General features: G+C 55.3%; 21 protein-coding genes, 1 tRNA gene, 1 other RNA gene and 1 pseudogene. 11 read left to right on the top strand and 13 right to left on the bottom strand.

Annotation, left to right across the window (positions count from 1 at the left end):
• Positions 1 to 22 precede the first annotated feature (22 nt).
• From HJG40_RS03455 to HJG40_RS03435, 5 genes are all read right to left on the bottom strand, one after another.
• Positions 23 to 1,432 (bottom strand): sigma-54-dependent transcriptional regulator, encoded by a 1,410-nt coding sequence (locus tag HJG40_RS03455; RefSeq protein ID WP_215862903.1) that lies wholly within the window; start codon positions 1,430 to 1,432, stop codon positions 23 to 25.
• Between the two features lie 6 nt (positions 1,433 to 1,438).
• Positions 1,439 to 2,890, bottom strand: a complete 1,452-nt coding sequence (locus HJG40_RS03450; RefSeq protein ID WP_215862902.1) for a sensor histidine kinase — start codon at positions 2,888 to 2,890, stop codon at positions 1,439 to 1,441.
• Positions 2,891 to 2,894: 4 nt separating this feature from the next.
• Positions 2,895 to 3,935 carry an NAD(P)H-dependent glycerol-3-phosphate dehydrogenase gene (locus HJG40_RS03445; protein ID WP_215862901.1) on the bottom strand — a complete coding sequence of 347 codons (1,041 nt, stop codon included), beginning with the start codon at positions 3,933 to 3,935 and terminating at the stop codon, positions 2,895 to 2,897.
• A gap of 3 nt (positions 3,936 to 3,938) precedes the next feature.
• Positions 3,939 to 4,388: a protein-export chaperone SecB gene (secB, locus tag HJG40_RS03440; RefSeq protein WP_010636876.1), complete on the bottom strand. Its 450-nt coding sequence runs from the start codon at positions 4,386 to 4,388 to the stop codon at positions 3,939 to 3,941.
• 168 nt (positions 4,389 to 4,556) lie between these two features.
• Positions 4,557 to 4,811: an AbrB/MazE/SpoVT family DNA-binding domain-containing protein gene (locus HJG40_RS03435; protein WP_368355869.1), complete on the bottom strand. Its 255-nt coding sequence runs from the start codon at positions 4,809 to 4,811 to the stop codon at positions 4,557 to 4,559.
• Between the two features lie 167 nt (positions 4,812 to 4,978).
• On the opposite strand from HJG40_RS03435, the gene HJG40_RS03430 reads away from it, so the two are divergent.
• Positions 4,979 to 5,054 (top strand) — tRNA-Glu (locus tag HJG40_RS03430).
• A 166-nt stretch (positions 5,055 to 5,220) separates the two neighbouring features.
• On the opposite strand, the pseudogene HJG40_RS03425 reads toward HJG40_RS03430, so the two are convergent.
• Both HJG40_RS03425 and HJG40_RS03420 read right to left on the bottom strand, forming a co-directional pair.
• A pseudogene (locus tag HJG40_RS03425) lies at positions 5,221 to 6,399 on the bottom strand (IS1182 family transposase).
• A gap of 187 nt (positions 6,400 to 6,586) precedes the next feature.
• A complete protein-coding gene (locus tag HJG40_RS03420) occupies positions 6,587 to 6,808 on the bottom strand; it encodes a PIN domain-containing protein (protein WP_215862899.1) in 222 nt (73 codons plus the stop codon).
• Between the two features lie 383 nt (positions 6,809 to 7,191).
• On the opposite strand from HJG40_RS03420, the gene HJG40_RS03415 reads away from it, so the two are divergent.
• The 3 genes from HJG40_RS03415 to HJG40_RS03405 are packed head-to-tail and all read left to right on the top strand — an operon-like array spanning position 7,192 to position 9,813.
• Positions 7,192 to 8,910 (top strand): proline--tRNA ligase, encoded by a 1,719-nt coding sequence (locus HJG40_RS03415; RefSeq protein ID WP_215862898.1) that lies wholly within the window; start codon positions 7,192 to 7,194, stop codon positions 8,908 to 8,910.
• Positions 8,911 to 8,921: 11 nt separating this feature from the next.
• Positions 8,922 to 9,422, top strand: coding sequence for a universal stress protein (locus HJG40_RS03410; RefSeq protein WP_215862897.1), 501 nt, complete (start codon positions 8,922 to 8,924; stop codon positions 9,420 to 9,422).
• A complete protein-coding gene (locus HJG40_RS03405; protein WP_215862896.1) occupies positions 9,403 to 9,813 on the top strand; it encodes a hypothetical protein in 411 nt (136 codons plus the stop codon). Before HJG40_RS03410 ends, HJG40_RS03405 begins: the two co-directional genes overlap by 20 nt.
• Here the strand turns inward: HJG40_RS03405 and HJG40_RS03400 are convergent.
• Positions 9,807 to 10,433, bottom strand: a complete 627-nt coding sequence (locus HJG40_RS03400) for an ABC-type transport auxiliary lipoprotein family protein (protein WP_215862895.1) — start codon at positions 10,431 to 10,433, stop codon at positions 9,807 to 9,809. The genes HJG40_RS03405 and HJG40_RS03400 overlap by 7 nt on opposite strands.
• A 19-nt stretch (positions 10,434 to 10,452) precedes the next feature.
• Positions 10,453 to 11,391, bottom strand: coding sequence for an MlaD family protein (locus HJG40_RS03395; protein WP_215862894.1), 939 nt, complete (start codon positions 11,389 to 11,391; stop codon positions 10,453 to 10,455).
• A 152-nt stretch (positions 11,392 to 11,543) separates the two neighbouring features.
• Here HJG40_RS03395 and HJG40_RS03390 point away from each other — a divergent pair, with 152 nt between their 5' ends.
• From HJG40_RS03390 to HJG40_RS03380, 3 genes are read left to right on the top strand one after another with little or no spacing between them, the layout of a single operon-like run.
• Positions 11,544 to 12,197 carry a protein-L-isoaspartate O-methyltransferase family protein gene (locus HJG40_RS03390; RefSeq protein ID WP_215862893.1) on the top strand — a complete coding sequence of 218 codons (654 nt, stop codon included), beginning with the start codon at positions 11,544 to 11,546 and terminating at the stop codon, positions 12,195 to 12,197.
• A gap of 6 nt (positions 12,198 to 12,203) precedes the next feature.
• Positions 12,204 to 12,749 (top strand): isochorismatase family protein, encoded by a 546-nt coding sequence (locus HJG40_RS03385; protein ID WP_215862892.1) that lies wholly within the window; start codon positions 12,204 to 12,206, stop codon positions 12,747 to 12,749.
• Between the two features lie 16 nt (positions 12,750 to 12,765).
• A complete protein-coding gene (locus HJG40_RS03380; RefSeq protein ID WP_215862891.1) occupies positions 12,766 to 14,541 on the top strand; it encodes a M61 family metallopeptidase in 1,776 nt (591 codons plus the stop codon).
• Positions 14,542 to 14,570: 29 nt separating this feature from the next.
• On the opposite strand, the gene HJG40_RS03375 is transcribed toward HJG40_RS03380, so the two are convergent.
• The 4 genes from HJG40_RS03375 to HJG40_RS03360 form a co-directional block, all read right to left on the bottom strand.
• Entirely contained in the window at positions 14,571 to 15,200 is a 630-nt protein-coding gene (locus tag HJG40_RS03375) for a 5-formyltetrahydrofolate cyclo-ligase (RefSeq protein WP_226856995.1), read from the bottom strand.
• Position 15,201: 1 nt separating this feature from the next.
• Positions 15,202 to 15,382, bottom strand: a non-coding RNA gene (gene ssrS / locus HJG40_RS03370) — 6S RNA.
• An 8-nt stretch (positions 15,383 to 15,390) separates the two neighbouring features.
• Entirely contained in the window at positions 15,391 to 15,705 is a 315-nt protein-coding gene (locus tag HJG40_RS03365) for a cell division protein ZapA (protein WP_215862890.1), read from the bottom strand.
• Between the two features lie 19 nt (positions 15,706 to 15,724).
• Positions 15,725 to 15,964 (bottom strand): hypothetical protein, encoded by a 240-nt coding sequence (locus HJG40_RS03360; RefSeq protein ID WP_215862889.1) that lies wholly within the window; start codon positions 15,962 to 15,964, stop codon positions 15,725 to 15,727.
• 88 nt (positions 15,965 to 16,052) lie between these two features.
• Between HJG40_RS03360 and mrdA the strand changes: the two genes are divergently transcribed.
• Genes mrdA through ychF form a run of 4 tightly spaced genes read left to right on the top strand, consistent with a single transcriptional unit; the run spans position 16,053 to position 20,303 of the window.
• Positions 16,053 to 18,005 carry a penicillin-binding protein 2 gene (gene mrdA / locus HJG40_RS03355; protein WP_215862888.1) on the top strand — a complete coding sequence of 651 codons (1,953 nt, stop codon included), beginning with the start codon at positions 16,053 to 16,055 and terminating at the stop codon, positions 18,003 to 18,005.
• 12 nt (positions 18,006 to 18,017) lie between these two features.
• Entirely contained in the window at positions 18,018 to 18,626 is a 609-nt protein-coding gene (locus tag HJG40_RS03350) for a 50S ribosomal protein L25/general stress protein Ctc (protein WP_215862887.1), read from the top strand.
• Between the two features lie 6 nt (positions 18,627 to 18,632).
• Entirely contained in the window at positions 18,633 to 19,202 is a 570-nt protein-coding gene (gene pth, locus HJG40_RS03345) for an aminoacyl-tRNA hydrolase (protein WP_215862886.1), read from the top strand.
• Positions 19,203 to 19,211: 9 nt separating this feature from the next.
• Entirely contained in the window at positions 19,212 to 20,303 is a 1,092-nt protein-coding gene (gene ychF, locus HJG40_RS03340; RefSeq protein ID WP_215862885.1) for a redox-regulated ATPase YchF, read from the top strand.
• Positions 20,304 to 20,343 lie beyond the last annotated feature (40 nt).

The raw sequence follows: 20,343 nt of genomic DNA, 5'->3' as shown, positions 1-20,343 counted from the left end.
ATTCCGCAAGTGTAGACTATTTTTATCCAGGCTCCCCATCATCACCCAGACCATGTTTACGGACCCGATAGCGTAGCGTCTCGCGGGTAATTCCCAATACCCGCGCGGCCTTGGTGACGTTCCCCTCGTTCAGACTCAGCACCTGCTGGAGAATCTGCCGTTCCATCGCCTCCAGATCCATACTGCCATCCATAGGCAGAATGATGTGTTGGTCATCCACCGGACAGCCAGATGGGGCCGGACAGACGTTGTTGAGATTACCGGGTAACTGCAGCCATTCCCTGGGCAGCTCTTCGGTTTCGGAAAACAGCACCGCGCGTTCAATCACATTACGCAGTTCACGGACATTTCCAGGCCAGTCATAAGACTCCAGCGCGGCCCACACGGCCGGACTGATATAATGCACGCGCTTACCGGCCTGAGCATTGAATTCCGCCACAAAATGCGGCACCAGTTCGTGAAGATCCGTCTTACGCTCGCGCAAGGAAGGTAGGGCCAGACGAAATACGCTCAGACGATGGAACAAATCGGCACGAAAAGCCCCCTGAGCTACCTGCGCATCCAGATCCCGATTACTGGCGGCAATAAAACGCACATCCACGGCAATGGGGCGATCCCCTCCCAGTCGGCGCAAGCTATGATCTTCAATGACTTTCAACAACTTGGCCTGGAGTTCGAGCTCCATTTCCGAAATTTCATCCAGAAACAGGGTACCGCCACTGGCCTGCTCCACCAACCCCCGATGCCGCACGGCCGCCCCGGTAAAAGCCCCCGGCTCATATCCAAACAATTCGGATTCCAGCAATTCCCGGGGTAAAGCCGCACAGTTGATTTCCACCATGGGACCGCCAGCCTGAGCGCCACTATAATGCAAAATGCGCGCAGCCAGTCCCTTACCCGTGCCCGTTTCTCCAGAAATCACCAAGGCACTATAGGGAACCTGGCTGAGGCGATCGAGCATGCTGCGCACGTCAGCGGCAGCCGGACTTTCCCCCAGATAAGTTTCAGGACGATAGCGGCGATGCTGATTGGAGGTGTCTTCCGCCACCCGACGCTGGGCGCGGGCACCCCGGCCAGCCGAGCGCACCACCATTTCCAGACGCTCCATTTCACAGGGCTTTTCCAGAAAATCGTAGGCACCCAGCCGCAAAGCCCGCACCGAATCAGGCACACTCCCGAAGGCTGTCAGAAAAATCCATTCTCCGGTACCGCCTTTAGCCCGCACCTTTTCCAACAAATCCAGACTGTTACCATCCGGAAGGTTGAGGTCCGCTAAGGTCACCAGAGGACTCAGATCCTGCTTCAACAAGAGCTCTTCCGCATCGGCAAAGCGTTCCGCCCAGTGTACTTCCCAGCCTTCCTTTTCAAAAAAGCGGCACATTTCCCGCCCCAGAAAAATCTCATCCTCAATAATCAGCAACGCATCAGCCATGTTGGGTTACTCCTTACCAGCAATGTCAGGACAAGGTAATAACAAGCCTACTTCTGCCCCATGCGGATCCCGATTACGCAATTGCACCTCCCCCCCCAGACTGCGCACAAAACGCCGCACCATCGATAAACCCAGCCCGGTTCCCTGTTCCTTGCTGCTGGCAAAGGGGCGAATGCCCTCACGCAACAAAGTATCGGGAAAACCCGGACCATTATCAGACACCGTCACTTGCAACTGTTTATCCACCTGGGCAATAGCTACGCTGATAGTTCCACCCTCGCTGGCCAGTGCCTGCATGCTGTTTAAAATGAGATTAAGCAATGCCTGACGAAACTGGTCCAGAGGCAACAGACAATCACGACAATCGCCCGGCAAGAGCTCCAGTACAACCTGGGCAGGCATCTGATAACGCAACAGATTCAGCAAGGTTTCCACCGTTTCACGGGGCGCCACCCGGCGACCTTTTTCATGCACCTGACGCGCACCGCGCAATTGCTGATCCAGCAACCGACTGACCCGGCGCAGCTCATCTTCCATCAAGCCCAGACGCTCCGCCAGATCTGGATCGCGGATTTCCCGACGAATATTCGCACAACCCACCTGCAATCCCGCCAGTGGATTACGCAATTCATGGGCAAAGGCCGCAGCGGCTTCTCCCACCGCCGCCAGACGCTCCGAGCGGGCCACCGCCGCCTGTTGCGCGACCAGCGTATGGGCTGCTTCATTCACTTCCCGCTGCAAATCCTGCAAATACTGGCGCCGGGTTTTTTCCAGCTCTTCCAAACGCCCAATCATGTGATTGTAATACTGCAGCAAAGGACTGATGCCCGGATCTGCATGAGCTTCCGTCACCCGCCGAAAAGCGCCGATTTCCAGAGAACGCATAGCCCCCTGCAAACGCCGCAATGGACCCAAAATTCGCAGACGGAAAAACGCCAAAGTCACCAGCACAAAAATCATGAACGCAAACAGTGCCACGGCTGTTCCAATCAGGGTATAGCGGGCATCATGCCCCGCCGCCAATACCAGCCTGCGACCACGCAAATGCTCTTCCATGCTGACATCGGAAAGTTGCAATAAAGCCTGCGGCAAGAGGGCCGGGTCCTGCTTGGCCATCAACGCCTGCAAACGCCTCCAGTGCGCATTGGTTTTGACCTGCTCCGGATGCGCTGCCGCAATCCGCGCCAGATTGCGCTGCAGCACGGGCAGTGCCGCCGCAGAACCGTCACTATGCCAGGTACGCAAGGTTTCCTGAGAAGTCTGCGCCAAGCTCGCCATGTAAGCGGTATAAGCATCTAGCGTATGCAAATCCTGGTTGGTGTGGACCAGCAGCACGCCGAGCAACAGCAAAGCCAGCACCACAAACTGCACCAGCAAAAAACCAATGGTCCGGAAAGGCGCAAAAGGGATGCGCTTGCGGCTGTCTGATCCGCCACCCGGCAAACGCAAAATCGCCATAAACCTAGCAACTCCCCTTAACCGGGGAAGCGGTTATGGACTCCAGATCAGCAGGATGCTCGGCACGTGCAGCACGGCGCATCAGTTGTTCACTGGCCTCGCGTGGGCCCGCGCCAGCGTAAAGCACCCGATACACCTGCTCGGTAATGGGCATATCCACCCCCAGTTGCCGGGCCAGCAAAAACAAAGCCTGAGCACTGCGCACGCCTTCCGCCTCCTGGCCCAAATCACGCAATACAGTCTCCAAAGACAAACCCCGCCCCAGGCCCATACCCACCCGGCGATTGCGGGATAAATCACTGCTGGCCGTCAAAATCAAATCGCCCGCCCCCGTCAACCCCATAAAGGTTTCCGTGCGCCCCCCCAATGCCGTACCCAAACGGTGCAATTCGGCAATACCACGGGTAATGAGCGCAGCCCGGGCACTGTCACCATTGCCCAGCCCATCAGAAATGCCTGCCGCAATGGCCAGCACATTTTTGATCGCCCCCCCCAGACACACGCCCGCCACATCATCACTGCGATACACGCGCATCTGGTCACTGGCAAACACTTCCACCACCCGCCGTGCATCATCCATATTTGCAGCAGCAGCAGTCATAGCCAGCGGCTTACCCAGAATCAGATCATGCGCAAAACTCGGCCCGGAAAGTACCACTTTAGGCAAGGTCGGACAGCTTTCATCCAGCACCTGATCCAAACGCAAGGCACTTGGCAACTCCAGCCCTTTGGAAGCCAGCACCAGCAGCAGATCCGGGTGTAATAAAGCCTGGGGAATAGACGCCAGAAGCGTCCGCAAAGCATGGCTGGGAACCGCCAGCAGCACACCTTCAGCGCCATCCAGCGTCGCCGCCAGATCAGAGCCTATGCCCAGACCGGACGGAAAGTCGATATCAGGAAAAACCGGGGATAAACAAGTAGGGTCAATAAAACCCGGCAAAGTTTCCGGGTGGCGCCCCCAGAGCCGCACCACATGGCCCTGGCGGCACAAATGCACCGCCAACGCGGTTCCCCAGTGCCCCGCTCCAAGAACAGCCCAGCGCATGGTTTATTGCGTCGTGTGGCCCACTTGTTCTTGCTGCGCCTGCTGATACAGCGCCTCAAAATTGACGGGATGCAGATGCAGGGGTTGGAAACCGCCGCGTCCAACCATATCCGCCACCACTTCACGGGCATAAGGGAACAGAATGGTCGGACAATGCACAGCTATCAGCGCCGGCAAATGTTCTTCCGGAATATTCTGAATCCGGAACAGTCCTGCCTGCTGCACTTCCACCGCAAAGTAGGTGCTCTCACCCGCCTTGGCCTTGACCGTCACCGTCAGAATCACTTCCGTCAAGCCATCCATGCCTTCTACCTGATTGCTAGCCGTATTCAGACCCACATCCACGGTAGGCGCTTCGGTCTGTACAAAACTCAAGGGTGCGTTGGGGGACTCGAAAGAACTGTCCTTCACATATACCCGTTCAATCATGAATACTGCTTCTGCTTCTTCCATAAGATCCTTCTTCCTACAGGTGGCTAAAAGTACACTCCGCCCAGTCTAACCGAAGACCCCCCTGCGGGGCTATGGAATGACTAATCACTCCACGGCAAAAACCACCAGCCCGTGTGCGACTGCATTTGTTCCCAACAAATGATCCAGCGTCAAAAACGTAAACTGACATCAGTAACGTGCGTCTTCACGCAGTAACTCGGTGCTGGGCGTGGACGCCGGTTGATTTCGCAAGCGCGCATTCACACGCCCAAAATGCTCCTTGACGCCTATATTCCGCTCATCGCCGCTGACCGGTGATAACGTGATAATTCCATTTGAAGACGTGGACAACTCAATCAGAGCCCCTTCCCGCAAAGCCATAACACGAGTCATTTTTACCGGGATCCTGATAGCCAGACTATTACCCCACTTGGCAACCCTAATTTGCAGACATCACCAGTTGTATCATTTAGACAGTGAGAGTGTATATCCATTGTTAACCCTGCGCAAAACCAGGGTTATTTTTTGCTGCAGCCAACGCGATACATGAAAATCTGAAAATACACTTGCCCTGAAGCGCGCTTCTGTGTACGATTCTCCCCGCTGTCCAGGTCCCCATCGTCTAGCGGCCTAGGACACCGCCCTTTCACGGCGGTAACGGGGGTTCGAACCCCCCTGGGGACGCCAAATTAAACAACAAGTCAGAAACAGAACAGGAAACGTCTCATATCAGTGTCCTGATGGCCTTCGGACTACTGCCAGATTTCGCCTCAAAATTTTTGAAATCGCTCATTTTGAGTCGATTTCGGTCATTATTGCCCTTTTTTTTGCGGTTTATCTGCATTTTCCTGCCCTACAGACGCAATACGGCCATGCGTTTTATGTTCCACGCCAGGCAGACCAGACTCCATTCTCCTTGCACCTGACGTAGGCCGCGCAAGGAGAACTGCCGGAATCCCATCACGGATTTGATTATACCGAAGACTGGTTCTACCGTTTGTTTGCGCAGACGGTAAACGCTTCGGCCTGCCTGCGTCTTCAGGCGATGCATCATCGCCTGCATCCGGGTCGCGTTTTCCGGGAGGGCTTCCGGTTCTGTATGCCGTTGCCGCCAGTCGGGATGGTGTTCTTCTCTGGCTACGGCAATAAAAGGGGTGATCCCCAGGGCTTCGCAGGCCTCCACATTCTTTTCGCTGCAGTAACCCGTATCGGCCACCAACGCTTCTATTGGTCCCAGTTACGCCGCTTGTGTCTGGAGGGTTTCCAGCATGGGGATGACCTGTTCCTTGTCATTGGGGGCCTGACTGACTCCAGTGGCCACTACCAGCATCGTCTGGTCATCCACGGCGGCCTGGGCATTATAGGCCTGTTCAAAGCCACCGCCTGAGACCGGCATGATGCGGGATTCTTCATCGGTGAGATTGATCTGGTCTTGCGCTTTAGGCGCAGGATCTCTTCAGGCAAATTCACGCCCTCGGAAATCCCGGTCTGATCCGCTTGTTCTGCCAGTGTAAAGAGTTCCTGTACTTCGGCCTGGAGATGACGCTCCATCTGTTCAATATGCCCATGGGACAGGGCTTGATGTTTGGAAGTGTTGGCGTGGATCTTGGTGCCGTCCAGACAGACCCGGCCAATCTTCAGCAGTTTCATCTCCTGTGCCAGTTCCAGCACCTGCACAAACAATCCTTGCAGTTCGCCCAGAAAACGGCGACAGAAGGTGGCCAGGGTATCGTGATCTGGATGACTGCCTGCCGCGAGGTAACGGAACGCGACAGAATCATAGGTGGCTTGTTCCAAGTTTACGGCTGGAAAAGACCCCGTTGGCATAGCCGTAGACCAGAATCGCCAGGAGGGTGGCTGGGTGATAAGCCTTATGGCCACGACCCGCATATTGTTGGACCAGTAGCGAGAGATCGAGCTGATCAATGACTTCCACAATAAAGCTGGCCAGGTGACCTTCCGGGAGCCAGTCGTCCATGGAAGATGGCAGAAGATAATCGGTCTTGCTGTCAGCATCGAGGAAGTGGGCCATAAAATCACTCATCACATTGAATCATAAGTAATTATACGATAATTTTAGGCAAACTGAAAGTCCGACAACTGCTAGCTAAACACTCTTTTGGCTTCCATCGGTTCCAGAGCCACTGAATTGATTGTATAGTCGGCATCTTCACGCTCGACGATTTAAGGTCCTACCAGTAAGAACGATCTTATAGTCATCACGCGCACGGTAAGTCCGATAATTTCATCAGTGGGCCGAAATGACGTATATCTCCAGTCAGAAGAACTCTTACGCCAGATGCTACTGCAGAAGCCAGCACCGGAAGATCCTTGGCGTTCAAATCCACAGAGAAATTCACCTGATCGATGAGCGGCACTACGAGAACGTTTGTCAGAAGATTTTCCAGAACAGATTGAGCCGCTGGGCGTTTTTGTGCCATGTTGCGCCGCGCCCAGCGTGGATGTAGTCGCTTAAGGGGTCATTGCCGACTTTCTGGAAAATAGCGAGCAACCTGATGATCAGCACCAGTTTCACCAGGAAGAAGCAGCACGAGGAAGCCGTGGTTTATTCCAGCAATTGACGGGTAATAACAAACACAGCAGACAACTCACAGAAGAGCTCATAGCCGAACGACGCCTCGCAGCAAAACATGAGTAAGTCAGTACTGGATGCTTCCGCGTTGCTCGCTTATCCATAAATTCGGGGGATTCTCGGAAGTACCTGAAGTTCACGTCATCCTTATTCGTTAGTAAAAAGCTTTACCTCTTTCTTTGTGCTGTGGCCTTTCTTACACTGTGCGCTACCTTTTCCTTTGAGATTTTTATGCGCGCCAGTCAGATTTTCATTCCGACCCTGAAAGAAACTCCCGCCGAGGCAGAACTCGTCAGCCACCAGTTGCTGCTGCGCGGGGGCTTTATTCGCCGCCTTGCCTCGGGATTATATACCTGGATGCCTCTGGGTTTACGGGTATTGCGCAAGGTGGAGCGCATTGTCCGCGAGGAAATGGACCGCAGCGGCGCCCAGGAAGTGCTGATGCCGGTGGTTCAGCCCGCCGAGTTGTGGCAGGAATCAGGACGTTGGGAAAAATACGGGCCGGAACTGCTGCGCCTCAAGGATCGCCACCAGCGCGATTTTTGTCTGGGCCCTACCCATGAAGAAGTCATCAGCGATCTGGCGCGTCGTGAAATCCATTCTTACAAGCAGCTTCCCGTCAATTTTTATCAGATTCAAACCAAGTTCCGCGACGAAATCCGGCCCCGTTTCGGGCTGATGCGTGGCCGCGAATTCATCATGAAAGACGCCTATTCCTTTCATGTGGATCATGCTTCTCTGGAAATCACTTATCAGACCATGTACGACGCTTACCAACGGGCTTTTACCCGCCTGGGTCTGGATTTTCGGGCGGTGGAAGCCGACAACGGGGCCATTGGCGGCAAGCGTTCTCACGAGTTTCATGTTCTGGCAGATTCTGGAGAAGATGCCATTGTGTCCTGCGACCACTGTGATTATGCGGCCAACATGGAAAAAGCCAGTAGCCCCGCCAAAGCCGCGCCCGCAGAGGCCCCTCTGGAGGCGGCGCGGGTGCAGACGCCGGGCATCCGGACGGTGGCCGAACAGGCTGCCGCGCTGGGTATTTCCAGCAGCCAGATTGTCAAAACCGTGCTGGTCATGGCGGGTGAGCAATCGGTCATGCTGCTGTTGCGCGGCGATGACGAATTGAACCTGATCAAGGCGGCTCATGCCCTGCAGGTGGATGAAGTCAGAATGGCCACGCCCGAAGAGGCAGAGACCGCGACTGGCGCCCCATTGGGTTTTATCGGCCCCAAGGATTTAAGCACGGCTATTCGGGTGCTGGCTGATCATCGCGCCCTGAATGTCGGCAATTTCAGTACCGGTGCCAATGAAATAGACACGCATTGGGTGAATCTCAACTGGGATCGTGATGTTTCCCGCCCGGACAGCGCCGACTTGCGCAATGTCCGGGCGGGCGACCCTTGTCCTCACTGTAGCACCGGCACGCTGAGCATTCGCCGGGGCATTGAAGTAGGCCATGTGTTCCAGCTCGGGCAGGTATACAGTGAGCGCATGAAAATCACTGTGCTGGACGAAAGCGGACGCGATGCCACAGTGACCATGGGATGCTACGGAATTGGGGTATCCCGGGTAGTAGCAGCGGCGGTGGAGCAGCATTTTGACGAACGCGGCATTATCTGGCCCGCGTCTTTGACCCCTTTTGATGTGGGCATTGTCGCCATCAATGCCCGTAAATTTCCGGAAGTTGCCACCGCTGCACAGGCCCTGCATGATCGTCTGGAACAGGCGGGTTTCAGTGTACTGCTGGATGATCGGGATGAGCGACCGGGGGTGCAGTTTGCGACCATGGATTTGATCGGCTTGCCCCATCGGGTGGTGGTCAGTGACAAGGTACTGGCGCAAAATGTTTGGGAATATCGGGCGCGCCGCGCCAGCGAAAACACGCTGGTGAATGAAGCCGAACTGATGGACCGCCTTAACGCGAGTTTGCCCGTTCACCAACCATAAGGATCAGGATCATGGATAATTTTCCAGTGCAGCATGTGATGGTAGCCGTAGATTTTTCAGAAATGGCGCTGCCTACTGCCCTGGCGGCAGCTCAGGAAGCGCGGCTGCATCAAGCCAAACTCACCGTCATCCATGTGTTCAACCCGCAAATGCTCAATTTGCAAATGCCCGAGGAAATCCTGCCACCGACTCTGGATCTTCGGGAAAAGCTGCTGCACCTGGCCCACGCCGAAATGGACAGGCTCCACAAGGCTATGGACAGCGAAGGGATGCCAGCAGAAATGGTGCTGGAAGAAAGTGCGGACAACATTGGCCGCGCCATTGCTGCTTATGGCAAGGCACATCAGGCCGAACTGCTGGTGGTCGGCAGCCATGGTCATAGTGGTCTGGGACGCTTATTATTAGGTTCTGTAGCAAATGACGTGCTCAACCACGCCCACTGCCCGGTGCTGGTAATCAAACATGATGGTGGACACCATCAGGAGGGAAGCGATGACCATTGCCGAAAGTGACCTGGAGCAAATTGGTACCTATGTCCGCAACCACATGGGGGAATGGCTTGCCCAACTCAGTCTGGGCAAGCCACCTGCTGTCTATGAAATTGAGCTGCGTGAACGCATGGTCCGTGTGGAAGAAGCCTTGCATCAAACCAATTTGCGACTGGAACAAGGGTTCCAGCTCATGGAAAAGCGCTTCGAGCAAATCGAGAAACGCTTCGAGCAGGTAGATAAGCGCTTTGAGTTGATGGAAAAGCGCATTGATCAAATAGACAAGCGAATTGACCAGATAGACAAACGCCTGGATCTGATGACCTTACGAATAGATCGCTTCATGATATGGAGCTTTGGCACCACTGTTTCTGTAGGAGCCATAGTCATTGCAGCTATCAAACTGATTCACTGATACTGGTCAACCCAAGCACTGACCGCCCCCACAAAATCACTGCTGGCCCGGGTCATGGCGGCAGCCCCGGCAGCCGCCGAAGCAGTTTTTAGCGGCACAGTTTGCCGAAATGACTGCTGGGCAATGACCTGATAATTGTGGGCATTCAATAAAGTGGCTGTGCCTGCTATCAGCGCCTGGCCAGCCTGAGGTTCAGTGAAATTTACCACAAAATTATTCAGGTGCAGGCGCAGCACGTATTGTGCGGCACCGCTGGACTGCCCGGAAAGCACGGCTTTCCAGTGCTGGCTTTGCTGCAGATGCTGCAGCAGACGCATATCCAGCATTTCCGCCGGAGTTCCTACCCAACGCGCATCCCGATATGACAGAAGCATTTGGGGATTCTGATAAAGCAGATGGTATTGGTAGGCATTGGTATCCAGCCAGGAAGGCGCACTGACCGAGGCCAGTTGCAATACGACTTGAGCATTGTGCGGTGCATTTTTGGCTTCAACAGGCACCGACGAATGCAGCGCACTGATATTGTAGGGCACCTGCCAGGGCGTCGCCGTGGCACAACCGCCAACCAAAAAAGCGGTCCCCAAAAACCCCAGACGGGCTGCGCTCCATAAACGTGGCATGCGAACAACTCTCATGAGCTTAGTGATCTCCTGCAGAAAAACCCGACTCACCTGGGCCTGGGGGTGGCCACTGAGTTCCGTAAAGCAGGGATTGGGGGGATTGTTTCAGGGACTGGCTGAAGCTGGACAGCGCTTCACTGCTATGCAGCAGGCTGCTGGTTAATTGATGTACCTGGGGAAGCGTCTGGTAGTTCAGGGTATTGATGGCCTGCTCACTGGACGCGCCCAGTTTTTGCAAGGATTTGGCCGCCTGGGTAGCACTCGCCAGAGGGGCTTGCGCCTGTACGGCCAGGGTATCTAAATGCTGGATAAGTTGATGACTGGCGACCATGGTGGATTGGGTGGCTGCCACCATGGCGGGAAGCGCCTTGAGCGCAGGCATCATGGCATCTTCCATTTGCACCAGGTCATGGGTAGCCTGATCAAGATGCGTCAGGGTTTGCCCGAAACGGGCACGGTTCTCGTCATTGAGCAGGTCATTCAGTCGGTCTGCCAGCTCATTGCTGCGGTTTACCAGAGACTCACCATTGCGGGACAGTACTTCAAAAAAGCTGGGATGCATGGGAATTTCGGCAATCTGACCCGACTTGTGCGCAATAGGGGCAAAATCAGTTCCCTTGTCGGTCAAGGATAAGTAGCTGAGACCGGTGACCCCTTGAGGAGCCAGTTCCGCGAAGGTCGCCCGAGTGATGGGTGTCGATTTATCGACTTTGATTTTCACCCGAATCATACGCGGATTGGTCGGGTCCAGGCCGATGGCCGTCACCTCACCCACCCTCACCCCTTTGAATCGCACGGGTGCCTGAATGCTGAGGCCTGTAACACTGTAGGGCGAAATCACATCAAAGTTGACCCCGGGTTTTTCGCCGTGATGCATCCACAATCCGACAATCGCGACCGCGACGCCCAGTACCAGCAAAAAAACTACCGCGACCAGCGCGTGTGCACGGCTTTCCAAGAAGGTAGCTCCAGAATGAGATATGCCCCTATTGGAGCACAGGAACCGTTGCAAGCCAATCTTTCTGAATGGCCTGCCGGCCCAATGGAAGTCATTGACTTGCCCGGAAACCCATGACTAAATGAGCCAAAATCTCTGGAGCCCTTGAAGCTATGGACTTTGACATATTGCGCCGTACCATGATTGATACCCAGATTCGTACCTGGGATGTGCTGGATCCGCGTGTGCTGGCCATCGTTACCGAGGTCAAAAGGGAATTATTTGTGCCGACTGCCTATCGTCATCTGGCGTTTGCCGATTACGCCATGCCCATTGCCCACGGCGAATCTATGTGGACCCCCAAAATGGAAGCCCGCGTTCTTCAGGAGCTGGATTTGCGCGAACATCACCGGGTTCTGGAAATCGGTACCGGTACTGGCTATATGGCCGCACTTATGGCCAGACTCGCTGGCATGGTTCATAGCATTGAGGACCATGCGGATTTATCGCAAATGGCGGAAGGCCATCTGCGGGTACAAGGCATTCATAATGTACAGTTGCATGTCGGCGATGGTTCATGCGGCTGGGCTGGTCATGCTCCCTATGATGCCATCTGTATCACCGGCTCCTTGCCCATATTACCCGAGGCTTTCAAGGAACAACTGGCGGTGGGCGGGCGGCTGGTCGCCATTATCGGTCAGGGTCCGGCCATGCGCGCCCTGCGCATTACCCGTACCCGGCAGGACGTTTATGAAACGGCCGTACTTTTTGAAACCGAAGTTACTCCCCTGCGGCATGCTCCACTGCCCGGTCGTTTTGTTTTTTGAGTCACCATGCGCATTGAAGCCCCGCAGAGTCTGATCCTGACTATTGATATGCAGGATCGCCTGCTGGGGGCTATTCCCGAGACAGAACGCAATAAAGCCATTCAAAACTCTGCACGCTTGCTGACTGCTGCGGCGGCACTGGAAATTCCGTGCCTGGCTACTGCGCAATATCCCCAAGGACTGGGACCGATTCGTGCTGATCTTCGATCATTTTGTACAGATTCTTTTGATAAAACGGTTTTTTCCTGCTGGCAGCATGCTCCGCTCAGAAACTGGCTAGAAACTCAGCAGGGTCGGCACCAAGTCATCCTGACCGGTGTCGAAACCCACATTTGTGTTCTGCAAACCGCCCTGGACCTACACAGCGCTGGTTGGCAGCCCGTTGTTGTCGCCGATGCCTGCGCCAGCCGCGACGATGCGTATGCCCAATCGGCGCTATTGCGGCTGCGTCAGGGAGGTATTACCGTTGCGGTGGCAGAATCGGTATTTTATGAATGGCTCGGAGATGCGGCTCATCCTCAATTTCGGAGTCTCGCCCCGACCTGGCGCTGAAACGGAGTCATTTCCCATGCAATCCCCTGTTCTCTCATACCATATTCATCTGGAACCCGAGGCGCATTTGTTCCGGGTCACCTTGGCAATCCCCGAGCCAGATCCTGATGGACAGGTATTGGTTTTACCGGCCTGGGTTCCAGGCAGTTACACCATCCGCGATCTGGCCCGCCACATTACCCGGATATCCGCAGAATCCCGGGGTGCAGCAGTCCAACTGCGCAAAATCGCTACTGATCGCTGGGTTTGTGGCGCTGTAAAAGGGCCTCTCCAGATTTCTTATAGTGTTTATGCGCTGGATCAATCAGTGCGCACGGCTTTTTTGGATCAACTGGGCGGATTTTTTAATGGTCCCGCCCTGTTTTTACGGGTAGTCGGTCAGGAGCAGCACATCCATGCCTTGCGCATTAATGGTCCGGATCATTGGCAGTTGGGGACTTCCATGCCTCGCGTGGCTGGTGACACTTGGGGCTGGGGTCAGTTTCAGGCAGAAAATTATCGGGCATTCATTGATCATCCGGTGTTGATGGGTACGCTGACCCTGCTGAATTTTGAGGCGGGCGGTTTAGCGCACCACTTACTGATTCAGGGAGAACATCAGGCTGATCTGCAAGCGCTGGGGCGAGACATGGCCCGCATTTGTGACTGGCAGCAAAATTTTTGGGGCGAGTCGCCCTTTAGTGAGTATCATTTTTTGTGCAAGGCGCGCAGCAACGACTATGGTGGTCTGGAGCATCGGGCCTCCAGTGCTCTGATTTGCGCCAGGGATGACCTGACCGGCCGCGACCCTAAAAATTATCGGCGCTTTCTGGGCCTGGTCAGCCATGAATATTTTCATAGCTGGCTGGTACAGGCCATCAAACCTGCAGTATTCAGCGCCAGCGCCCTGGAGCGCGCCGAATTGTCCCGGGATCTCTGGGTGTTTGAAGGTATCACCTCTTACTACGATGATCTTTGCCTTTGTCGTGCGGGTTTAAGCAGCCCAGAACAATATCTGCAAGGGATCGCGCAGGAATGGACACGTCTGCAACGACGCCCCGGCCAATATCTGCAAAGCCTGGCTGAATCCAGCGAAGACGCCTGGCTCAAGCTTTATCACCCGCATGTCAACAGCGCCAATTTTGAAATCAGTTACTACAACAAGGGGGCGCTGCTTGCCCTCTGTCTGGACTTGAGCCTGCGTCTGGAAAGTGCCGGCCATTTGAGCCTGGATATCTTGCTGATGCGCCTCTGGAAAGAGCACGGACAGACGGGCAAGGCACTGCCCGAAGGAGAAGCGCTGCAACAAATAGCCGACCTTGCCGGTACGCAAATGGCAGAGCAGTTGAAAATCTGGATAGAAGCCCGTGCCGAACTGCCTCTGGAAGCTCTCTTGGCACGCATGGGAATTGCCCTGCATAGCCGCCCTGCCACGCAGCAGAGCGATTCAGGCGGTGAGGCCGCTTCGACCGTGCCAACCGCCTGGATCGGCGCCCACTGGCAAACCCAGCCGCAAGGATTACAAATCCGTCAGGTACTCAATGGCAGCCCGGCAGAAGCCGCTGGTTTGTCCCCCGATGACGTCCTCGTTGCTTTGGAAGGAATGCGCTGCACGGCGGAAAGTTTTGCCGGGCAAATCAGTACCGGCATCCCCGGCTGCCCGCTGCGCCTTCACTACTTCCGCGATGATGTACTCTACGAGACCCGCCTGACTCCCACTGCACCGCCGCAGGATACCTTCTGGCTGGAGTGGCTGGAGGACGTTGACGCAGTGGTAAGCGCCCGCCGCAGCGCGTGGCTCACTCCGGCATGACACTCCATATCTGGATATTTTCAATACGATCAAACCATAATACGGTGACAGGCGAGGTCGGTGCAGATGATGCTGAGCGGCACGTCCCAGGGTTCGCGGGGGACTCTGGCTAACTGCTGAAAAGCATGGCCGACCCCCAGCAGACGCGGGTGTTGCCAATGCTGGCGGTGGGACATGCTGGCGAGGCTACGATCATAAAATCCCCCGCCCATACCCAGGCGATAACCTTCTGTATCAAACGCCACCAGGGGCAAAATCAGCAAATCCAGCGACTGCGGAGTCATCAGCAAATCGGCTGCTACCTGAGGCTCAGGAATACGGAAGCCATTGGGGCGCATGCGGCTCTCTCCATGAAAAGGCGCAAAGCGCAGCTTTTGCGCAAAACTTCCTGATAGTACCGGTAAATAGAACTGTTTGTGACGACTCAGGCGATGGTACATCAGCGGGAGAGGATTAATTTCGCCCTGCATAGGCCAATAGAGGGCAATACGCCGGGCCTTTTTGTAGTGACTGAGCTGGAGAATGTGACGGGAAAGTGCCAGCGCCGCCTGCTGGAGATGCTGCGGAGAAAGCGATTGGCGTTGCTGTCGCATTGCTCTGCGCAAGCTGCCCTTGGAAACCGGATCAGATGGATTTACTGCTTCAGTTTCAGAAAACAAGAAACCTCCCGCGATGGTCGTGTGGCCCGCTACCCCCAGAACCTGATGAACAGGTGGGAATCCACACATCGCTTCAGGCTACTCCGCAAGGGAGCTGCACACCACGATGATGACTGGGGACTCCCTGGATAGACAGTATTGGTTCAGGAATCGTCTCGGCCACTCGTGCCTCGCAGGAGGCAATTTCAAGTTACTCTGAGCCCTTGGCCCTGTCAACCAGTTGCTGCAGACGCTGTTCGACGAGATGCAGATCATGCTCACGCGCCAGCAATGTCTGCCGGGTACGCTGCAAATCCGCTGCCAGGTTCACGGCCACCATCAGGGTGGCGCGCTCCCGGCTGAGCAACTTGCCACGGCTTCTCGCCACCTCCAATTGTTCATTGAGTAGTCGCACGGCTTCCAGCAACAGCTCCCGCTCTTCATCCGGACAGGGTATCTGATAATGCTGATCCAGCAGGGTGACGGAAATTTGTTGCACGGCATTTGTGGGCTTTGCTTCGGACACAGACTTCTCCCTGATGATTTTATAGTTCGCTTTCCCAACCATTGACCTGCGCAAGCAGATCATTCAGGCGCAAACAGATTTCTTCCTGACGCTCTTGCAGCGTCCGGTTTTCCGCTTTCAGCTTTTGAATTTGGGCCTGCAGGGCTTGCACGGAATGCTTGTTGCGACCATCTCCTTCCAGTTGGCGACGCAATCCGCGATAATCCGTGATAGCATTCTCCAACACTGCAAACAGGGACTCATATCGGGATTCTAACACTGCGCCACCCACTTTTAGCCGGACATTCCGACACCGAGTTTACGAAGCACCTCCATCATTTGCAAATTGAAGCAGGTTTGTTCCACCCATGCCCTTATCCGAATCATTAAAACGTACGCGCAGTTTTCGCTTTCGCCTGGGTGTTGCGGCACTGTTGATGCTCCTGGCTATCCTGGGAGTTGTCTTGCGGGTACTGGACCTGCAGGTATTGCATTACTCCAAATTTCGCGAGCTGGCCTATGACAATCATGTGGCTCTGGTGCCCCTGGCTCCGCCTCGGGGCCTGATTCTGGCGGATCATGGAGAGGTTCTGGCAGAAAATCAGCCCACCTATGCCCTCGAAATCACCCCGGATCAGGTGCCTCACCTGCAACAAAGCCTGCAATTTTTGCAGCACCTTCTGAGCTTGAGTCCGGAAGATCTGCAGCAATTTGCCGCACGACGCGCCGGCAAGCCGGACTTTGACCCGATTGTTTTGAAGGCTGATCTGAATCCGACGCAAATTGCAGCCGTATCCGTCCGCGCCATGGAACTGCCGGGCGTGCGTATTGTCGCCATGATGCATCGCCATTATCCCTATGACGCCTTGTTTTCCCATGTCGTCGGTTATGTCGGACCGATTACCGGGGCTGACCTGAAAGATTTTCATGCCAGTAAATATGTGGGTCGTAATTATATTGGTAAAAATGGCCTGGAACGCTATTACGAACGCCAGCTGCGTGGCGACATGGGTTATGAAATCAAGGATATTAATGCCCGGGGTTTGCCGGTAGGCACCCTTCGCCAGATTGCCGCTCATCCTGGCAGTAATCTGATTACCCATCTGCGGCTGCGGGTTCAGGAGGCAGGGGCAGAAGCCTTGCAGGGTAAAGGCTATCGCGGTGCGGTCATCGCCATGGACCCCAATAATGGTGGCATTCTCGCCATGGTCACCAGCCCCAGCTTTAACGCCAACTGGTTTGTGGATGGCATCAGTAATGCGCACTGGCAATCACTGCTCAACAATCCGGGCCGACCACTCATGAACCGGGCGGATAATGGCCTGTACCCGCCGGGTTCCTGCGCAAAGCCTTTTTATACCATCCAGGCCGTCCAGGAGGGTGTGATCAGCCCGGATTTTCATACTTACTGCCCCGGCAATTATCAGTTGGGAGGACACACCTACTGGGACTGGAATCGGGGTGGTTTTGGAGAGACCGGCATCACCAAGGCTCTCGCCTGGTCAGTGGATGTTTTCTACTACAAGCTGGCCGTCAAAATGGGGATTAATTTGCAGGACAAGACCCTCTGGCGTTTCGGCTTCGGGCAGAAAACGCCCATTGACCTGCCCGGTGGCGCAAACGGTCTGGTCCCGACTCCGGCCTGGAAACGCGCCCATCTTCATGCCCCCTGGTACACCGGTGACTCGGTGATTTTGGGTATTGGTCAGGGCTATTTACTGGAAACGCCGCTGCAGTTGGTCCGCGCTGTTTCTGCCCTCGCCAATGGCGGCTATCTCGTGCAACCTCAGGTCGCCAAGGCCTTCATTGACCCGCAAAGCGGCAAGACTATTCCTATTCCCAATGCCACACCCGTAAATCTGCATATTTCTGCCGAAGCCATGCATGCGGTGCATCTAGGCATGGAAGCCTGCGTCAATACCGGCACCTGCCATACGGTGAGCATTCCCGGTATCAGCATTGCCGGCAAAACCGGTACCGCCCAGGTCCCTATGGGCTATAAAAATGGACGCACTATTTACAATAATGACTCGCTGTTTATTGGCTGGGCACCGCTGGATCATCCCAAAATTGCCGTAGCGGTGGTGGTCGAAAATGGCGGTTACAATGCCTGGCAAGCCCTACCGGTAGCCCGTGCCGTCATTAAGGCGTATTTGCAGCCGGATCAGACTGCTCCTGCTCCTGCTCCTGCTCCACAAAAATTATCTGCAAAAATGCCGGCAAAGGTTGCTCAATCGGCAAGCGCGCATTATGATGCGCCCCTCAGTTATGGGGAGAAAGGTTCTGTCAACCCTCGCCCCGCTCAATCCACAACACCATAAGGAGTAATGAAAATGACAGATTTTGCAATTGCGGCCATGCCGCGTGAAGAAAATGGTCGGCGTGCCAGCCGTCGCCTGCGCCGTACGGGCATGGTCCCTGCCGTACTTTATGGTGATAACAAGGCAGCCATGGGTCTGAGTATTGAAGCACGTCTGTTGCGCAAGCTTCTGGCTGACGAACGGGCCTACACCCATGTGATCACCCTGGAATTCCCTAAGGGTAAGGAAACTGCCCTGATCCGTGATATCCAGATGCATCCCTACAAGGAAGAAGTCCTGCACATGGATTTCATGCGGGTTCATGCCGGTGAAACCGTGCGTCTGCATGTGCCTATCCATTTCCTCCACGAAAGCACCTGCGTGGGCATCAAGGCCGGTGGCGTACTACACCGCGCCCTGACGGACGTGGAAGTAGAGGCACCGGTTGATCGTCTGCCCGAAGCCATCGAAGTGGACATTGCCAAGCTGGAAAAAGGCGAAAGCCTGCATCTGTCGCAGATCAGCGTGCCGGCCGGTGTTATCCTGATTCCGCTCCAGCATGAAGATGACAAGGAAGTTGTCTCCATTCATAGCCCCCGTACCGGCGCTGAAGCGGAAGAAACTCCCGAAGCCGCCGAGTGAGGTAAAATGGACTGGTTGCTGGCGGGGCTGGGAAATCCCGGGGCAGAATATGCCCGTACCCGTCACAACGCCGGTTTCTGGGCGCTCCAGACCTTTGCAGAAAAGGCTGGGGCGTCTTTACGTTTGGAGTCACGCTGGCATTGCCTGGCAGCGACCACGCAAAATTCCGGACAACAACTGGGCTTGTGCCTGCCCCAGGATTTCATGAATCGCAGCGGTGCTCCGGTCCAGGCCATGGCCGCTTTTTATAAGGTGCCTGCGGCGCGTATTTTAGTGATACACGACGAGCTCGATCTACCGCCCGGTACGGCGCGTTTGAAATGGAGTGGCGGACATGGCGGGCATAACGGCTTGCGCGACCTGGATCGGGCGCTGGGTACGCGGGATTACTGGCGCTTACGCCTTGGCATCGGTCACCCCGGGCACAAGGATGCCGTCATAAATTATGTACTGGGCGCAGCTTCGCCAACGGATAAATCCGCAATTGATCTGGCGATTGAGCACAGCCTGGCGGTTCTTCCGGAATTTCTTCATGGTCGCAGTGATGCGGCCCAGAAAACCCTGCACAGCGATTAGGAGTTTTTTATGGCTTTGGCCTGTGGCATCGTCGGTCTCCCCAATGTGGGTAAATCCACGCTATTCAATGCGATCACCAAAGCCGGTATCGCCGCTGAAAATTATCCTTTCTGCACCATTGAACCCAATGTGGGGCTGGTGTCCGTGCCGGACCCCCGGCTGCAGGCGCTGACCGAAATCGTCAAGCCCCAAAATGTGGTTCCGGCCACTATGGAGTTTGTGGATATTGCCGGGCTGGTGGCGGGTGCAGCCCAGGGCGAGGGTTTGGGAAACCAGTTTCTGGCCCACATTCGGGAAACAGACGCTATTGCTCTGGTTACGCGCTGCTTTGAAGATCCCAACGTCGTTCATGTCAGCGGTCAGGTGGACCCCGTGGCCGATCTGGACACTGTGTTGACGGAGCTCATCCTGGCGGATATCAGTACGGTCGAAAAAGGTCAGGCGCGGGTTGCCCGCCAGGCCAAGGGCGGCAACAAGGATGCCGTCGCCGAAGCCGCTGCCATGGCCCGCCTGCTGCCGCATCTCAATAGTGGCAAACCCGCCGCGAGTCTCAGCATGAGTGCTGAAGAAAAAGCCCATTTGCGTAGCCTGTTTTTGCTCACCATGAAACCCATGATGGTCATTGCCAATGTGGCAGAAGATGAAATTCAGGATGGACCCTGGCGTCCAGTTTTGGAGGCCTGGGCGGGCGAACGCCATGCCAGCGTGGTTCCGGTGTGTGCGGCCATTGAATCCGAACTGGCTGAACTGGAAGCTGAAGAGCAAAGTGCCTTTCTGCAGGACCTCGGACTGGAAGAACCCGGACTGAATCGTATCATCCGCGCCGCCTATGGCCTGTTGGGCCTGCAGACCTATTTTACGGCCGGGGTCAAGGAAGTACGGGCCTGGACCATTCCCATCGGGGCCACGGCTCCCCAGGCAGCTGGTGTTATTCATAGTGATTTCGAGCGCGGTTTCATCCGCGCCCAGACTATCGCCTACGCGGATTTCGTCCAGTACCGAGGTGAGCATGGTGCCAAGGAAGCCGGCAAAATGCGTGCGGAAGGTAAGGATTATGTCGTACATGACGGGGACGTACTGAACTTTTTGTTTAATGTGTAATATGAAACGCTCTGCAGCCTACACCTTGTTAGATACATAT

The organism is Acidithiobacillus concretivorus, assembly GCF_018853445.1.
Taxonomy (GTDB): Bacteria; Pseudomonadota; Gammaproteobacteria; order Acidithiobacillales; family Acidithiobacillaceae; genus Acidithiobacillus; species Acidithiobacillus concretivorus.
Note: the sequence above shows the minus strand (reverse complement) of the source record. Positions and strands in the feature narration are given on the sequence as shown.

Bases quoted from the DNA above. Each gene is read 5' to 3' on its own strand.
- HJG40_RS03455 (WP_215862903.1), bottom strand. From the start codon at position 1,432: ATGGCTGATGCGTTGCTGATTATTGAGGATGAGATTTTTCTGGGGCGG.
- HJG40_RS03450 (WP_215862902.1), bottom strand. From the start codon at position 2,890: ATGGCGATTTTGCGTTTGCCGGGTGGCGGATCAGACAGCCGCAAGCGC.
- HJG40_RS03445 (WP_215862901.1), bottom strand. From the start codon at position 3,935: ATGCGCTGGGCTGTTCTTGGAGCGGGGCACTGGGGAACCGCGTTGGCG.
- secB (WP_010636876.1), bottom strand. From the start codon at position 4,388: ATGGAAGAAGCAGAAGCAGTATTCATGATTGAACGGGTATATGTGAAG.
- HJG40_RS03420 (WP_215862899.1), bottom strand. From the start codon at position 6,808: ATGGCACAAAAACGCCCAGCGGCTCAATCTGTTCTGGAAAATCTTCTG.
- HJG40_RS03415 (WP_215862898.1), top strand. From the start codon at position 7,192: ATGCGCGCCAGTCAGATTTTCATTCCGACCCTGAAAGAAACTCCCGCC.
- HJG40_RS03410 (WP_215862897.1), top strand. From the start codon at position 8,922: ATGGATAATTTTCCAGTGCAGCATGTGATGGTAGCCGTAGATTTTTCA.
- HJG40_RS03405 (WP_215862896.1), top strand. From the start codon at position 9,403: ATGACCATTGCCGAAAGTGACCTGGAGCAAATTGGTACCTATGTCCGC.
- HJG40_RS03400 (WP_215862895.1), bottom strand. From the start codon at position 10,433: ATGCCACGTTTATGGAGCGCAGCCCGTCTGGGGTTTTTGGGGACCGCT.
- HJG40_RS03390 (WP_215862893.1), top strand. From the start codon at position 11,544: ATGGACTTTGACATATTGCGCCGTACCATGATTGATACCCAGATTCGT.
- HJG40_RS03385 (WP_215862892.1), top strand. From the start codon at position 12,204: ATGCGCATTGAAGCCCCGCAGAGTCTGATCCTGACTATTGATATGCAG.
- HJG40_RS03380 (WP_215862891.1), top strand. From the start codon at position 12,766: ATGCAATCCCCTGTTCTCTCATACCATATTCATCTGGAACCCGAGGCG.
- mrdA (WP_215862888.1), top strand. From the start codon at position 16,053: ATGCCCTTATCCGAATCATTAAAACGTACGCGCAGTTTTCGCTTTCGC.
- HJG40_RS03350 (WP_215862887.1), top strand. From the start codon at position 18,018: ATGACAGATTTTGCAATTGCGGCCATGCCGCGTGAAGAAAATGGTCGG.
- pth (WP_215862886.1), top strand. From the start codon at position 18,633: ATGGACTGGTTGCTGGCGGGGCTGGGAAATCCCGGGGCAGAATATGCC.
- ychF (WP_215862885.1), top strand. From the start codon at position 19,212: ATGGCTTTGGCCTGTGGCATCGTCGGTCTCCCCAATGTGGGTAAATCC.